General features: G+C 69.8%; 14 protein-coding genes. 11 read left to right on the forward strand and 3 right to left on the reverse strand.

All coding sequences use genetic code 11. The features are described 5' to 3' along the window. Positions 1–79 precede the first annotated feature (79 nt). Positions 80–775, forward strand: a complete 696-nt coding sequence (locus tag E0H92_RS22945) for a maleylpyruvate isomerase N-terminal domain-containing protein (RefSeq protein ID WP_131497671.1) — start codon at positions 80–82, stop codon at positions 773–775. Here E0H92_RS22945 and E0H92_RS22950 read toward each other — a convergent pair. Then, complete coding sequence (locus tag E0H92_RS22950; protein WP_131460235.1) at positions 772–1,845, reverse strand: CobW family GTP-binding protein; 1,074 nt, start codon at positions 1,843–1,845, stop codon at positions 772–774. The genes E0H92_RS22945 and E0H92_RS22950 overlap by 4 nt on opposite strands. Positions 1,846–1,948: 103 nt before the next feature. Between E0H92_RS22950 and E0H92_RS22955 the strand changes: the two genes are divergently transcribed. From E0H92_RS22955 to E0H92_RS22990, 8 genes are all read left to right on the forward strand, one after another. Beyond that, positions 1,949–2,836, forward strand: a complete 888-nt coding sequence (locus E0H92_RS22955) for an XRE family transcriptional regulator (RefSeq protein ID WP_238152517.1) — start codon at positions 1,949–1,951, stop codon at positions 2,834–2,836. 105 nt (positions 2,837–2,941) lie between these two features. Next, the gene (locus tag E0H92_RS22960) at positions 2,942–4,360 is read left to right on the forward strand and encodes a proprotein convertase P-domain-containing protein (RefSeq protein WP_131460234.1); all 1,419 of its coding nucleotides are present in this window, start codon (positions 2,942–2,944) and stop codon (positions 4,358–4,360) included. A 97-nt stretch (positions 4,361–4,457) separates the two neighbouring features. Next, the gene (locus E0H92_RS22965) at positions 4,458–5,669 is read left to right on the forward strand and encodes a GNAT family N-acetyltransferase (protein ID WP_131497672.1); all 1,212 of its coding nucleotides are present in this window, start codon (positions 4,458–4,460) and stop codon (positions 5,667–5,669) included. Positions 5,670–5,686: 17 nt separating this feature from the next. Beyond that, positions 5,687–6,403, forward strand: a complete 717-nt coding sequence (locus E0H92_RS22970) for a DUF4129 domain-containing protein (protein WP_131497673.1) — start codon at positions 5,687–5,689, stop codon at positions 6,401–6,403. Beyond that, positions 6,400–6,981, forward strand: a complete 582-nt coding sequence (locus tag E0H92_RS22975) for a hypothetical protein (RefSeq protein WP_131497674.1) — start codon at positions 6,400–6,402, stop codon at positions 6,979–6,981. Before E0H92_RS22970 ends, E0H92_RS22975 begins: the two co-directional genes overlap by 4 nt. Before the next feature lie 9 nt (positions 6,982–6,990). Next, entirely contained in the window at positions 6,991–7,986 is a 996-nt protein-coding gene (locus E0H92_RS22980) for an AAA family ATPase (RefSeq protein WP_238152516.1), read from the forward strand. Then, positions 7,983–9,284, forward strand: a complete 1,302-nt coding sequence (locus tag E0H92_RS22985) for a DUF58 domain-containing protein (protein WP_131497675.1) — start codon at positions 7,983–7,985, stop codon at positions 9,282–9,284. The genes E0H92_RS22980 and E0H92_RS22985 overlap by 4 nt, the downstream gene beginning before the upstream one ends. 31 nt (positions 9,285–9,315) lie before the next feature. Further along, on the forward strand, positions 9,316–9,864 hold the full coding sequence (locus E0H92_RS22990) for a hypothetical protein (RefSeq protein WP_131497676.1): 549 nt from the start codon (positions 9,316–9,318) through the stop codon (positions 9,862–9,864). On the opposite strand, the gene E0H92_RS22995 is transcribed toward E0H92_RS22990, so the two are convergent. Continuing rightward, positions 9,861–10,406, reverse strand: coding sequence for a TetR/AcrR family transcriptional regulator (locus E0H92_RS22995; RefSeq protein ID WP_131497677.1), 546 nt, complete (start codon positions 10,404–10,406; stop codon positions 9,861–9,863). The genes E0H92_RS22990 and E0H92_RS22995 overlap by 4 nt on opposite strands. A 92-nt stretch (positions 10,407–10,498) precedes the next feature. Here E0H92_RS22995 and E0H92_RS23000 point away from each other — a divergent pair, with 92 nt between their 5' ends. Both E0H92_RS23000 and E0H92_RS23005 read left to right on the forward strand, forming a co-directional pair. After that, positions 10,499–11,911 carry a DHA2 family efflux MFS transporter permease subunit gene (locus E0H92_RS23000; RefSeq protein ID WP_131497678.1) on the forward strand — a complete coding sequence of 471 codons (1,413 nt, stop codon included), beginning with the start codon at positions 10,499–10,501 and terminating at the stop codon, positions 11,909–11,911. Between the two features lie 2 nt (positions 11,912–11,913). Continuing rightward, positions 11,914–12,252, forward strand: a complete 339-nt coding sequence (locus E0H92_RS23005) for an MmcQ/YjbR family DNA-binding protein (RefSeq protein WP_131460226.1) — start codon at positions 11,914–11,916, stop codon at positions 12,250–12,252. Here the strand turns inward: E0H92_RS23005 and E0H92_RS44245 are convergent. Beyond that, entirely contained in the window at positions 12,232–13,515 is a 1,284-nt protein-coding gene (locus E0H92_RS44245) for a neutral zinc metallopeptidase (protein WP_165549921.1), read from the reverse strand. The two genes, E0H92_RS23005 and E0H92_RS44245, sit on opposite strands and share 21 nt — an antisense overlap. Positions 13,516–13,578: the final 63 nt, after the last annotated feature.

Here is a 13,578-nt window from a genome sequence, read left to right on the forward strand (position 1 = left end):
GTTGGTGGGTGGTGGAGATGCGGAACACCTCGGCGGGTTCTCGGGTTACGTTCTTCAGAGGACACCGAGGAGGCCGGGGATGAAGGCACCCGAGCGCGGCGCGTTGCCGTTGGGGTTGGCGGGGACTCTGGAGCGGACCTACGGGCGGCTGACCGACACAGTCCAGGGGCTCAGCGACGCCGACTTCCGGCTCGAGACCCGGTGCGCCGGCATGCCCGTCGGTCCGCTGCTGGTGCATCTGCTGTACGACGCTGAGCGCGCCCTGATCGCGTTCGCCAGCCCGGCCGGGGTGGAGCCGGACCGGGATTTCGTCACGTACTGGCGCGATTTCCCGCCGGAGCCCGACGGCGACACGAGTTTCGTGCGGAGCGTGGCGGCGGCGTACCGCAAACCGGGTCTGCTCGTGCAGCACTGGCGTGAGGTGTCCGAGGCGGCGGTCCGGGCGGCCTCGACCGGGCTGGCGACCAAGGGGCACCGGGTCGAGACGCAGGGTCATGTCCTGCGGGCGACCGACTTCGTCGCCACCTTGGTGCTCGAGGCAACGGTCCATCACCTCGACCTGATCGTCGGCCTGCCGGAGGCGCCGGAGCCCGATCCGGAAGGTCTACAGGTCACCGCCCGCACGCTGGACGGCTTGTTCGGTCCGGACGCGTGGGACGTGATCGCCTGGGACACCACGACGTACATCCTGAAGGCCACCGGCCGCCTGCCCCTCGACGAGCACGACCTGGCCATGCTCGGCCCCCACGCCCACCGCCTGCCACTGCTCGGTTAGAGGACGCCGGCGAAGGGGTCGTCGAGGTTGGTCCAGTCGGGGGTGGCCAGTTCGGATTCGGTGAGGAGGCAGGCGTCGAGGACCGCTTGGAGGCGGGCCGGGTCGAGGCCCATGCCGGTCGCGACGACGGTACATTCGGCCAGGTGCTCGGTCTCCGACCATTCGCCGAGCGTCCCGAGCGACGCGCTGTATCCGGCGGACTCCCACCGCACACGCTGGGTCGGGCGGTTCGCCAGCCAGACCACGCCGCGGCTGCGAACCACCCCGTCCACGATGTCTTCGAGCGCGTCGTTCAGCCGCGCGGGATGCAGCGGTCGCGTCGACCTCCACAGCACCGTGGTCACGCCGTCGCCGCTGGGCTGCACCCGGTCCGACGCCGCGAGCTCGCCGGCCCACGCCTCGGCCGCGTCGAAGTCGAACCGCCCGGTTCGCGCGACCGCCTCGTTCGGTACGCCGGCAACGTCCGCCGTCACCACCGACGTCCGCGGGTTCAGGTGCACTAACAGGTTCTCGAGCCGCTCGACGGCCGTGCTGCGATGCGCGTTGGCCAGCACGCACACGTCGGCGTACTCGATCTGCCGTGCGGTCAGCTCCGCGACATTGCGCCGATCCGGCAGCCCGAGGGCCAGGCCGCGCTCGGCGAGCAGCTCGTCGCCGGACAGCTGCTCGACCAGAAGTACGGCGTCGACGACGCAGGTGACCGTGTCGACGACGATCTCCGGCAGCATGGTCGTCAGGGTGGTGACGAGCGGCCGCGCCTCCATCGCCGGCGGCGCCGCGAGCACGATGTGATCCCAGTGCGCTCGTGCGACCAGTGTCTCCAGCAACGGCAGCAGCGACTCGATCAGCTGGCAGGCGCCGCAGTCGTCCCCGACCGTGAACTCGCCCGCGTCGATCGGCCCCGACGCGTCCCGCACGCGCCAGGACAGCACGCCCCGGCCGGGCAGGTCGTCCTGGTCGATGACGACGGCCACTGTGGTGGCGTCGGTCATCGCTTCCAGTACGGGCTCCCGCAACGTCGTGGAAAGCCCCACCAACAAGGACAACGGAGTTTTCGCTTGGGCGGTCATACCGACAGTATATGAAAACGGTTTTCATCAGTCCAGGGCTGGTGTTAACTGTTGATCGCCCCAGGGCTGGCTCGAACGGCCTGCTGTGCCTAGGGTTCGGCGCATGGGCGAACGGGAGTTCGCGGTCGTGCTGCGGGAAGCCATCCAGGCGCGCGGGCTCGGGCTCGGGCGGATCCAGGAGCGGCTCCGCGCGCGTGGCGTGACGGTGAGCCTCGCCACCTTGAGCTACTGGCAGTCGGGCCGGTCGCGGCCCGAGCGGCGCGACTCGCTCACCGCAGTCGAGCTGCTCGAGGAGGTGCTCGAGGTCCCGGCCGGGACGCTGTCGGCGTCGATCGGTCCGCCGCGACGGCGCGGACGCTGGCTGAGTACGGTGCCGGACCGGCGCGGGCTGGCGACGTACTGGCCGCGGCCCGACACGGTCGAGGACGCGGTCGCCGGGGTCGACATCCGCTGGGACGAACGGCTCACGCGGATCAGCCAGCACGACCGGGTGACGATCGGCGCCGACCGCGGCGAACGGTCGTACCACTCGCGTCAGGTCCTGCGCGCCGAGGCGGACGGCCCGGACCGCTGGGTCGTGATCATGCACCTCGACGAGCACGACCGGCCGCTGCCGGAGATCCGCCCGCTGCGGCACTGCCGGCTGGGCCGAACGGTACGGCGTCCCGCTGACGGACTGCTCGTCGCCGAGCTGCTCTTCGACCGGCCGCTCCGCAAGGGCGAGACGGTGATCACCGAGCACGAGCTGGTCAACGTCGCGCCGTACCCGCCGGCGACGAACTACGAGCGGAAGTTCCGGCTGCCGGTGCGTGAGTTCGTGCTGGAGATCTGCTTCGACCCGGCCGAGCTGCCCGCCGCCTGTGAGGTCGTCTCGCAGCTCGACGACGCGGACGAGCTCGTTCGTGCTGTGGAGGTCGCGGCCGAGGTGCACGGGGTCGAGCTGAACTTCGGACCCGGTCGCTACGGCCTCCGCTGGACCTGGCCCCAGTGAACTGTTAACGCCAGAAAGTCAACTGTGAAAGGGATCTGGCCGATTTTCCACGGCTGACAGCGCTCTTACGGTCGGTGCACCGTCCCAACTCCGAGGAGTGCACCGATGAAACTCGCAGTGATCCTTCTGACCGCCGGATTGGTCGCGACACCGGTCAGCGCCGCCGCCTACTCCGACGCAGCTCCACCGGACACACCACAGCAGGTCGCTGCTCAGCTCGCACCCTCGCCTGGGCAGGCCGGTCGCTGGATTGCCCACGGCCAGCTGATGGTCGCTGTGGTCGACGAGACCGCCGCGGCCCAGGTGCGAGCCGCCGGTGCGATTCCGCAGTACGTCGAACGCGACCAGCAGCAGCTCGACCAGCTGCTCGCGCGGGTCGATCGGATCGCACGGAGCCAGCAAGGCCTGCAGAGCTGGGGGATCGACCCGGTCAGCAACAGCGTCGTCGTGAAGACCCGTACCGCCACGAACGCGTTCGCGGCCCTCGGCGAAGGCGTCCGGGTGGTGCGCGTGCGCTCCGACTTCCGTCAGCAGTCCGGTGAGGTCAACCCGGGTGACCCGTGGTGGCCTGGTTCGGAGAGCAACTGTTCGGTCGGCTTCCCCGCCACGGACGCCCAAGGAAACAAGCACTTCCTGACCGCGGGTCACTGCACCAACGACGCCGGCCAGGCGGCGTACGGCGCCAGCGGGCAGACCAACCGCCTCGGTACGTCGAACGTCGGCGGCACGCACAGTGTCAACGCCCGCGAAGGTGACATGGGCGTCGTCGCGGTGACCGAGCCCGGCTGGACCATCTCGCCGAACGTCAACACCTGGGGCCAACCGGCAGTCACCGTGACCGGTGCAGCCGAGGCGATCGTCGGCGACACCGTCTGCCACTCGGGCAACACCGCGCCGAACTGGGAGTGCGGCACCGTCACCGCGGTCAACCAGAGCATCGACTACGGCTCCGTGGTGATCGACGGCCTGACCACGACCACCGCGTGCTCCGAGGGTGGTGACTCGGGAGGCGCCTGGCTGCGTGGCAATCAGGCGGTCGGCCTGCACTCCGGTGGCAACTCCACCTGCTCGACGGGCGAGGACAACTCGATCTTCCAGCCCGTCAGCGAGGCGCTGGCCAAGTGGAACCTGACGCTACTGACCGGCTCGGACGATCCGGGCGACCCGGACCCGGACCCGGGTGAGCGCACCTCCGCGAACGGCACCGACTACCCGATCCGCGACTTCCAAGTGGCCGTCAGCAGCGTCAAGTCGACCGCAACCGGCCGGACGAACAGTCCGGTGAAGGTGACCGTCGAGGGCAACCACACCTGCCTCGAGGACCTCAACATCAGCCTGGTCTCACCGAGCGGCCGTTGGTACTACCTCCAGCGGTACGGCGGTACGACGTGTCACCCGCTGCCGGCGTCCAAGACGTACTCCGTGGCCGCCGACGAGACCGCGGCCGGCACGTGGACGCTGCGCATCGGCGACAACGGGTACGGCGACACCGGAACGCTGACCAACTGGTCGATCACCCTCTAAACGTCACCGGACAGGCGCCGGCCGGCTCGGGGCAAGGCCGGCCGGTGCCACCGTTAATCGCAGGTCGGCGGTCCCTGCCGTCTGGTAGGTAAGGGACATGACCATCGAGATCGGGCAGTTCGCTGGCGAGTGGGACGAGCTCCTGGAGCTCCTGGACATGGCGTTCTCGGCGCCGTGGACGGACGAGCAGTACGAGTCCGAGCGGCGGATCTGGGAGCGTGAGCGCAGCATCGTCGCGCGTGAGGACGGACAGCTCGTCGGCCATACCGGCACGTTCTCGCACCTGATGACAGTGCCCGGAGGGCAGCTGCCGGTCGCGGGCGTGACGATGGTCGGCGTACGGGCCACGCACCGGCGGCGCGGCATCCTGCGCGACCTGATGCGCAGGCAGCTGACCGACATCCACGAGGCGGGCCGCGAACCGCTGGCGGCGCTGACCGCGAGCGAGCCGGTGATCTACCCGCGGTTCGGCTACGGACTGGCGTCCGACCACCAGGAGATCGTCGTACCCAAGGAGTCCCGCACGCTTCGCCCGGTGGCCGGTATCGATGACGTGCGGATCCGGTACGTCGACGTACACGAGAGCCTGGCTCGCTGCGCCGAGCTGCGGAACACGCTGGCGCTGGAGCGGCCCGGTGTGTGTCACCACGACGACCGGTGGCAGGAGTACGCGATCAGCGCCACCGTCACGAGCAACATCGCGAACGCGTCCAAGCTGCGGTGCGTCGTCGCCGAGCGGGACGGTGAGCTGACCGGGTTCGCGCACTACCGGACCAAGCGCGCGGAGAAGGGGTACGTCGACGTACAGCGGGTGCATGCGGTGGACATCGCGTCGCATGCGGCGCTGTGGCGGTACCTGCTCGAACCGGACCTGCTCAGCCAGACCCGGTGCGAGATGGTGCCGTCGGACGACCCGCTGCTGGACCTTCTGCTCGACCCGCGGGCGCCGGCGCCGATCACGCGGGACGGTCTCTGGATCCGGCCGGTCGACGTACGTCGTGCGCTCGCGGAGCGGACGTATGCGCGCGACCTCGACGTCGTGCTGGAGGTGGTCGACGACTTCCTCCCGTGGAACGCGGGCCGCTGGCACCTCGCGGGCGGGCCGGACGGCGCGTCCTGCGCGGCGGTGTCGCGGGATGCCGACCTCACGCTCGACGTCCGGGACCTGGGCGCCGTCTACCTGGGCCGCCCGTCACTGGCGAGACTCGGCCGGGCCGGTCTGGTCACCGAGCACACCCCCGGCGCGCTCGCCGCAACCGCGGAAGCGTTTTCCACAACCCGGCTACCGTTCCTCGACACAGGCTTCTGAGGAGGTAGCCTGCCGAGATGCAGACGCAGCGTCGGGGTGCGCTCGCGGCGGTAGCCGTGCTGCTCGTGGGGGTCGTGGTGGCCGGCTTCGTCGTGCTCGCCTCTGCGAGCGGGCCGGTGCGCCCGATCAGTGACAGCACGCTGAGCGCCAGCCCGCGACCGCTGCCGGTTCCCACGCAGACCGCGTCAGCGCCCGAGCCGTCCGACACCCCATCGCCGCGCATACTCCCGCAGGGCGAGCCGCCTGCGTGGGTACTGGCGCTGTGGCAGGCCGTGGTCTACCTGATCATCGCCGCCGTGGTGGGGTTCATCCTGCTGCTCATCATCCGGATCGTGCGCCGGGTCCGGCTCCCGCACGTGGAGGCCGACGAGCCGGACTGGGAGCGGATGAAGGCGGAGCGACTGGCCGAGGCGGTCGACACGGGTCTGGCGCGTATCGACACCGGTACGGCGACCGACGCGGTCGTCGCGTGCTGGGTCGCGTTGGAGGAGGCGGCCGCTTCGGCCGGCGTACCGCGGGATCCGTCCGAGACACCGGCCGAGTTCACCGTGCGGGTGCTCGGGATCGGTGGGATCTCCGAGCCGCAGCTGATCCAGCTCGGTGCGTTGTACCGCGAAGCGCGGTACTCGACACACGGTTCCAGCGAGCAGGCCCGCACAGAGGCTCGCGCAGCCCTGCTGCGCCTACGCGACGAGCTCGCCGCGGCTCGTCCCGTAGAGGCGGAGGTCGTATGACGTCGTACCGCTGGACTGCTCTGGAGGAGAAGGGGCCGCCGCCGGAGGCCAAGCGTCGGCGGCTGCCGAACAAGCTGCTGATGCAGCACCTGGGGTTTGCCGTGCTGGTGAGTCTGTTGCTGGTGGCTGTGTTCAGTGCTGCCGGTATGGCGCCGCGACCGTTGTGGTTCGTGGCGTCCGCGCTCGCGGTCGGTCTGGTGTCGCTGGCGATCCGGCTGGTGATGCCGCAGACCCTGGAGACGAGCTGGCCGGGGCGGCACGACGACAACCTGGCCGCGCTGCGAGCCCGGACCAACGACAACCGTACGCAGTTCATCGCCACCTGGTTGCAGGAGTCGAGCCGCGAACGGCGTGCCGGCGAGGGATCGCAGACCTTCGCCCGCCGGGTCCGTCCGCTGCTGTTCGAGCTGGCCACCGACCGTCTGGTGCACCGGCACGGCGTCGACCCCGGGCTGGAGCCGGACCGCGCCCGCGCGATCACCGGCGACCGGCTCTGGCAGCTGATCGCCGGCGACGACAAGCGCACCGCGTCCCTCGACGAGATCGAGTACGCGATCCACACCATCGAGAACCTGTGAGGGAGACCTGTGACCGACCCAGTGACCGACCCAGTGACTGAGGGCGAACTGAAGCTCGGTGAGGTGACCGAGCTGAGCCGGCAGGTGCTGGAGCGGGTCAGCCAGGCCGTGGTCGGGAAGGCCGAGGCATTGGAACTGGTGCTCGCGGGCATCCTGGCCGGCGGGCACGTACTGCTCGAGGACTACCCGGGGCTGGCGAAGACGCTGGCCGCGCGGTCGTTCGCGCAGGCGCTCGGGCTGGAGTTCCGGCGGGTGCAGTTCACGCCGGACCTGCTGCCGTCGGACGTGACCGGCGCGTTCGTGTACGACCAGAAGGACTCCGAGTTCGTGTTCCGGCCGGGCCCGATCTTCACCGGCCTGCTGCTGGCCGATGAGATCAACCGGACGCCGCCGAAGACGCAGGCCGCGCTGCTGGAGTCCATGCAGGAGCACCAGGTGACGGTCGAGGGGCAGACGTTCCCGCTGCCCGCGCCGTTCCACGTGCTCGCGACCGCGAACCCGGTGGAGTACGAGGGCACCTACCCGCTCCCGGAGGCGCAGCTCGACCGGTTCATGCTGCGGATCGGTTTCGGCTACCCGAGTCCGGCGGAGGAGTGGGAGGTACTACGGCGCCGGATGAGCCGCCGTACCGAGGACCAGTCGGTCGAGGCGGCGACGGATGCCGCCGGCCTGCGTGCCGCGCAGCGTGCGGTCGAGACGGTGACCGTGGACGACACCGTCGGTCAGTATTGCGTCGATCTCGCCACGGCGACCCGTCGGGACTCCCAGGTCCTCGTCGGGGCGTCGCCACGTGGGTCGCTGGCGCTGCTGCTGACTGCACGCGCGTACGCCGTCATCAAGGGCCGGGACTACGTCGTACCGGAGGATGTGAAGGCAGTCGCGGTGGCTGCGCTGGCGCACCGGATCACCGTGCGGCCGGAGCTGTGGCTGCACGAAGTCAGTGGCGCGACAGTAGTCCGAACTGTGCTCGCATCGGTTGCTGCGCCACCCACCGTGGTGTCATGAGTTGGCAGCCGACGCACGCGCAGGTCCGGGCGATCTGTGTCGCTGCGGTGCTCCTGGGGGCGGCCGTGCTGCTGCGGCGGCCGGATGCGGCCGTGTTCGGTCTGCCGCTGGCGTTCCTCGCCGCCTGGGGGCGGTTCTTCCGGCCACGCGAGCGCCCGGAGGTGCACACCGAGCTGGACGCGGACGTGCTGTTCGAAGGGCAGGGTACGACGTACCGGATGCGGGTGCCGGAGTCCGTCGACCCGGACATCGATCTGATCGTGGCGGCGTTGCCGCGGACGCTCTGGTTCCAGTACGACCCGCCGCAGGCTGCGATCGCCGAACCGGTCTCGCACGGTGAGGTGCGGCTGGAGGTCGGCGTACGGTCGAAGCGGTGGGGACTGCGGTCGTTGGAGCGGCCAACGGTCGCGGCGACGTCGACGGTCGGGGCGTACCGGATCCAGGTGACGTCGGCGGAGTCGCAAGCGGTCACGACGCTGCCGTTGCGCGAGGGGTTCGAGGCGGTGGACGCCGTACCGCGGCCGGCCGGACTGGTCGGGTTGCACCGGTCGCGGCGGCCGGGCGAAGGGACGGAACTGGCCGGGGTACGGCCGTTCCGCACCGGGGACCGGTTGCGGCGGATCAACTGGGCGGTGTCGGCGCGGACGCAGGAACTGCACGTCATGTCGACGTGGTCGGACCGGGACACCGAGGTCGTGATCATGGTCGACACCGGCGGCGAGATCGGGATCAGTGAAGGGATCGACGGGCGGTCCTCGAGTCTCGACACGGCCGTCCGCGCGGCCGCGGCGATCGCCGAGCATTACTTGCGGAACGGCGATCGGGTACGGCTGATCGACACCGGGAGCCTGTTCCGCGGTGTGCGGTCGGGGAGCGGGCGGGCGCATCTGCGGCGGATCCTGGACACGCTGGTGCACGCGGACCGGCGTGGCCGGCAGCAGGACGAGGAGCAGTTGGCGCGGCGGAACCGGGTTCGCTCGGACAGCCTGGTGCTCGTCCTCAGCCCCTTGCTGCGGCCGACGATCCTCGGCTACATCGTGACCCTCGTCCACTCCGGCTGCACTGTGATCGCGGTCGACACGCTGCCGCCGGATGTTGCGTCGATCATGGACCTCGACGCGCACGACGCCCGGTCGTGGCCTCTCGCCTGGCGCCTACGGCTGCTCGAACGCCGCCGAGACCTCGACCGCCTCAGCGACCTCGGCGTACCCACCGTCCCCTGGCAAGGCGCCGGCACCCTCGACGAGGTCCTCCGAGACGCCGCCAGGCTCTCCGCCGCCCCAAGGATCCGCTCATGACAGTACTGATACCTCGCCGCGGGTGGTGCTCGTGACAGCTGACGAGAAGATCACGCTCTGGTTGGCGCAGGTGCGGGCGTCTGGGCAGGCTGTGGTGGTTGCTCGGCTGGTGATTGCGCTGGCGGGGACCATCGCGCTGGTTGTGCCTTCGGTGCAGTCGTGGGATCAGGCGGACCTTGTCCCGATCGTCGGCGCCGCGCTGCTGCTGTGCACCGTGGTCCTCCCGGATTCCTTCGCAGCGCTGCTCTTCGTGCTCGTGGTGACGCTCGGCTGGCTCATGCGTGCACCCAGCGCTCCGAGTTGGAGCCTCGCCATCACAGCAGTCGCGCTCGTCGTCCTCCACCTGGCCGCCGCGTTCGCCGGTCAGTTGCCGTCGTACGCGCGAGTGCACCGAGCAGCCCTGCGACGCTGGTGGTTGCCGGGAGCAATCGCCGTACTGCTGGTACCGGCCGTCGCCGGAGCGGCCGCCCTGATCCGCGACGCTGACGTAGCCGGCTCGCTCCTGGTGACCGTCGCCGCCACCGCACTGGCCGCGGCAACCATCTGGTTCGCCGCCGGCCAGAAACTCGGCCGCGATTAGTGCTCGCCGAACGTTCCCTGGATCTCCTCGGCCCACGGCATCGGGATCGCGTCCGGGCCCATCACCTGCATGGCGGACATGACGGTCAGCAACATCCCGGTGGAGAGGAACTCTCGCGCCTGCTGGGGTGACGCACCGGTCAACTCGCGGACCAGGTTGTAGATGCGACCGAAGCGCTCCCGGACGCAATCCCCGATCACGGGATCACCGCTCGCGGAGAAGCCCTGCAGCAGGACGAGCAGGATCTCGGGCTCCTCGAACAGCCGCTCGTAGTTGCGGCCCAGCGCGCCCAGCTCCGGCGCCTCGGCCGCGGCGTCGCGGAAGGTCTGCTCGATCCGGTCGCAAGCACTCCGTACGGCGGCCAGGAAGAGCTCCTGCTTGGTGCCGAACAGCCGGATCACGTACGGCTGTGAGACCCCGGCCAGCCGGGCGATCTCGTCGGTCTTGGTGCCGTCGTACCCGGACATCGCGAACGCCTGGACCGCGGCCTGCAGAACCTCGGCGCCACGCTCCTTGGCGGTCAGCCGAACCTTGGGCGTCATCCGTGCTCCTTCCACTCCCTTGACATGTTATCAGTCGATGCATACTCTCGTGATCGAGCTTGTTATCAGTCAATTACAACTAGGGGTACGAGATGACATCGACCGCTCTCGACGAGAGGGAACTGACCGCTCCCCGGAGCCGCGGACTCGGGCTGGTGCTGGCCGCCGTGGGGATCCCGGTGTTCATGGTCACGCTGGACAACCTGGTGGTGACGAACGCGCTGCCGGTGATCAAGTCCGAGCTGGGCGCGTCCCTGTCGGACCTGCAGTGGTTCGTGAACGCCTACACGCTCGCCTTCGCCGCGTTGCTGCTGACCGCGGCCGCGATCGGCGACCGGCTCGGCCGGCGGCGGGTGTTCCTGGGCGGGATCGCGCTGTTCACCCTGGCCTCGGCGGCCTGCGCGCTGGCCACCGAGCCGTGGATGCTGATCGGGTCCCGCGCGATCCAGGGCATCGGCGCGGCCGCCGTGATGCCGCTGTCGCTGACGTTGCTCGCGGGCGCCGTACCGGAGAAGATGCGGAGCGCCGCGATCGGGATCTGGGGCGGCATCTCCGGCCTCGGGATCGCCGTCGGTCCAGTGGTCGGCGGAGCCGTCGTCGACGGTCTCAACTGGCAGTGGATCTTCTGGCTGAACGTTCCGGTCGGAGTCGTCGCGATCGTGCTCGCCGCCCGGGTCCTGACCGAGTCGCGCGGTACGGCGAAGCAGCTCGACCTGCTCGGGCTCGTGCTGGCGACGTCCGGCGTACTGTCCGTCGTCTGGGGTGTCGTGCACGGAGCCGATGACGGCTGGACGTCCGCCGGGGTGCTCGGTTCGCTGATCGCGGGTGGCGTGCTGCTGGCCGCGTTCCTCGGGTGGGAGCGCCGGGCGGTCGCGCCGATGCTGCCGCTGCGGTTGTTCTCGGTTCGCTCGTTCAGTGTTGTGAACGTGGTTGCGTTCACCTTCGCGGTCGGTGTCTTCGGGGCGGTGTTCCTGCTGGCGCAGTTCTTCCAGGTCGTGCAGGGGTACACGCCGTTCCAGTCGGGTGTCCGCACGCTGCCGTGGACCGCCGCCCCGCTCGTCGTCGCGCCGATCGCCGGCCTGATCGTCGACCGCGTCGGCCCCCGGATCCTGATCGTGGCAGGTCAGGCGCTCCTCGCCACCGCGCTCGCCTGGATCGCACTGGTCACCACGTCAACCACGCAGTACGGCGAACTCGTCGCACCGTTCATCCTCGCCGGCATCGGGATGGGCCTGACCTTCGCCCCGTCCGCCAGCGTGGTGATGGAAAGCGCCTCGGACGCGGATCGCGGCGTAGCCTCCGGCACGAACAACACAATCCGCGAGGTCGGAGTAGCCATGGGCGTAGCCGTACTCGCCTCAGTCTTCGCCTCAGCCGGCTCCTACGAGTCCCCAACCCAATACGCCGCCGGCCTGGTCCCCGCCGTCTGGACCGGAGCCGCCATAGTCGCCGCCGGCGCCCTGGTAGCCCTCCTCCTGCCCGGCCGTGCGCGTTCTACAGTGTGACCGTGCTGGATGCTGAGGACGTACGACGGATTGCGCTGTCGTTGCCGGAGACGGTGGAGAAGCGGCGGTGGGGGCATCCGACGTTTGATGTGGTGGGGCGGATGTTTGTGACGGTGCCTGATGATCAGACGTCGTTCGCGGTGCGGTGTCCTCGGTTGGAGCGTGCGGAGTTGATCGCGGCGGAGCCGGAGAAGTTCTGGGTGCCGAAACACGAGGCGGGCTCGAACTGGGTTCGAGCCCGCCTCGGGGCACTGGAGGACGCCGACGAGCTGTACGACATCCTCGTCGACTCCTGGCGGCAGGTGGCGCCGCCGGAGTTGTCAGCTGACGTTGGCCGGTGACGCCGAGAAGGTGTTGCAACTGGCCGGGTTGGCCGTGTTGAACGACTTCCCCATGAAGCGCGCCTGACTGGCCACGCTGCCGTGGTCGCCTTCTTCGGGCTTGTCGCCCGCGGTGACGACGTACTTCTTCCACACGTACAGCAGGTTGCCGTTGATCGGGTAGCTGCGCTTGTTCGCGGCGAGGAAGACACCGGCGAAGCAGTTCGCCTGGAGCTCCATCCGGCGCGTCATCCGGGTCCGGCCTTCGTAGTCCGGCTGCTCGTAGCGCAGGTTGCTGGACGACTGCAGGATCCCGGTCATGAACTGCACGGCGTGGCCGTACTCGTGGGCGATCGACCGGCTGTACCACATCCGCGCGTACGCCTGACCGATCTGATCACCCGGGTACTGGGTGTACGCCTTCACGAAGACGTCCACCTTCATGTACATCATGTGGTTGCCGGAGCAGTAGAACGGTACGGCGACCGGTCCGTCGCCGCACGGCGTGGACATCGAGGTCCCGGACCAGTACGTCATCCGCGGCGCGGTGAACCTGTAGCCGGCCTTCGCGACCAGCGGCGCCCACGACTTGTCCAGGCAGGGCTTGATCGCGGCCCAGTACGCGGCCGCGCCGCGGGCGTTCGTCGGCCGTGCCTTCGGCTCCTTGCAGTTGACCGTCTTCATCTGGCCGACCTTGTAGAGCGCGTTCTTGCCGACCACGACGGCGTCGTCCGGCTTGTTCGGCGTACTGGACGTCTCCGTGGTGGTGGGCTCGGTGGTCGTCGGCTCCTCGGACGGCGACTCGGAGGGCTCCTCGGTCGGCTCTTCCGTCGGCTCCTCGGTCGGGGAGCTGGTCGGCGACGGGGTGTACCGGCTCGGCGTCACCGGCGGCGTGGTCACGTCGGTGGTGGCCTTGCGGACCAGGCCGATGATCGCGCCGCCGACGACGGCGATCCCGACGATCGTCAGGATCGCGATCAGCGGCGCCTTCGACTTCTTCCGCGGCTGCTGCGGCTGCCAGCCCATCCCGGGACCGCCAGGACCGCCGGGACCACCCGGGCCGAAGCTAGGGCCCCAGCCGAAGCCAGGACCCTGTGGCGGCTGCTGCCCGTACTGCGGAGGGCCGCCGTACTGACCCTGGGGCGGACCACCGTACGGCGCCTGCGGGGGCGGGCCGCCGTACTGACCAGGGGGAGGACCGTACTGACCCGGTGGCGGGCCCTGCGGTGGGCCCTGCTGGTACGGCGGGTTCTGGCCGGGCGGCCCGTAGGGTGGCTGGCTCAACGCCGTTCCTCTCGTCCCTCGTGCTGGCATTCAGCGACCGCCACAGTATCGGCAACAAACAGG

This window comes from Kribbella speibonae, from assembly GCF_004331375.1.
GTDB lineage: Bacteria > Actinomycetota > Actinomycetes > Propionibacteriales > Kribbellaceae > Kribbella > Kribbella sindirgiensis.

Excerpts from the sequence above, each read along its gene's own strand:
- E0H92_RS22945 (WP_131497671.1), top strand. The coding sequence starts at position 80 with ATGAAGGCACCCGAGCGCGGCGCGTTGCCGTTGGGGTTGGCGGGGACT.
- E0H92_RS22950 (WP_131460235.1), bottom strand. The coding sequence starts at position 1,845 with ATGACCGCCCAAGCGAAAACTCCGTTGTCCTTGTTGGTGGGGCTTTCC.
- E0H92_RS22955 (WP_238152517.1), top strand. The coding sequence starts at position 1,949 with ATGGGCGAACGGGAGTTCGCGGTCGTGCTGCGGGAAGCCATCCAGGCG.
- E0H92_RS22960 (WP_131460234.1), top strand. The coding sequence starts at position 2,942 with ATGAAACTCGCAGTGATCCTTCTGACCGCCGGATTGGTCGCGACACCG.
- E0H92_RS22965 (WP_131497672.1), top strand. The coding sequence starts at position 4,458 with ATGACCATCGAGATCGGGCAGTTCGCTGGCGAGTGGGACGAGCTCCTG.
- E0H92_RS22970 (WP_131497673.1), top strand. The coding sequence starts at position 5,687 with ATGCAGACGCAGCGTCGGGGTGCGCTCGCGGCGGTAGCCGTGCTGCTC.
- E0H92_RS22975 (WP_131497674.1), top strand. The coding sequence starts at position 6,400 with ATGACGTCGTACCGCTGGACTGCTCTGGAGGAGAAGGGGCCGCCGCCG.
- E0H92_RS22985 (WP_131497675.1), top strand. The coding sequence starts at position 7,983 with ATGAGTTGGCAGCCGACGCACGCGCAGGTCCGGGCGATCTGTGTCGCT.
- E0H92_RS22995 (WP_131497677.1), bottom strand. The coding sequence starts at position 10,406 with ATGACGCCCAAGGTTCGGCTGACCGCCAAGGAGCGTGGCGCCGAGGTT.
- E0H92_RS23000 (WP_131497678.1), top strand. The coding sequence starts at position 10,499 with ATGACATCGACCGCTCTCGACGAGAGGGAACTGACCGCTCCCCGGAGC.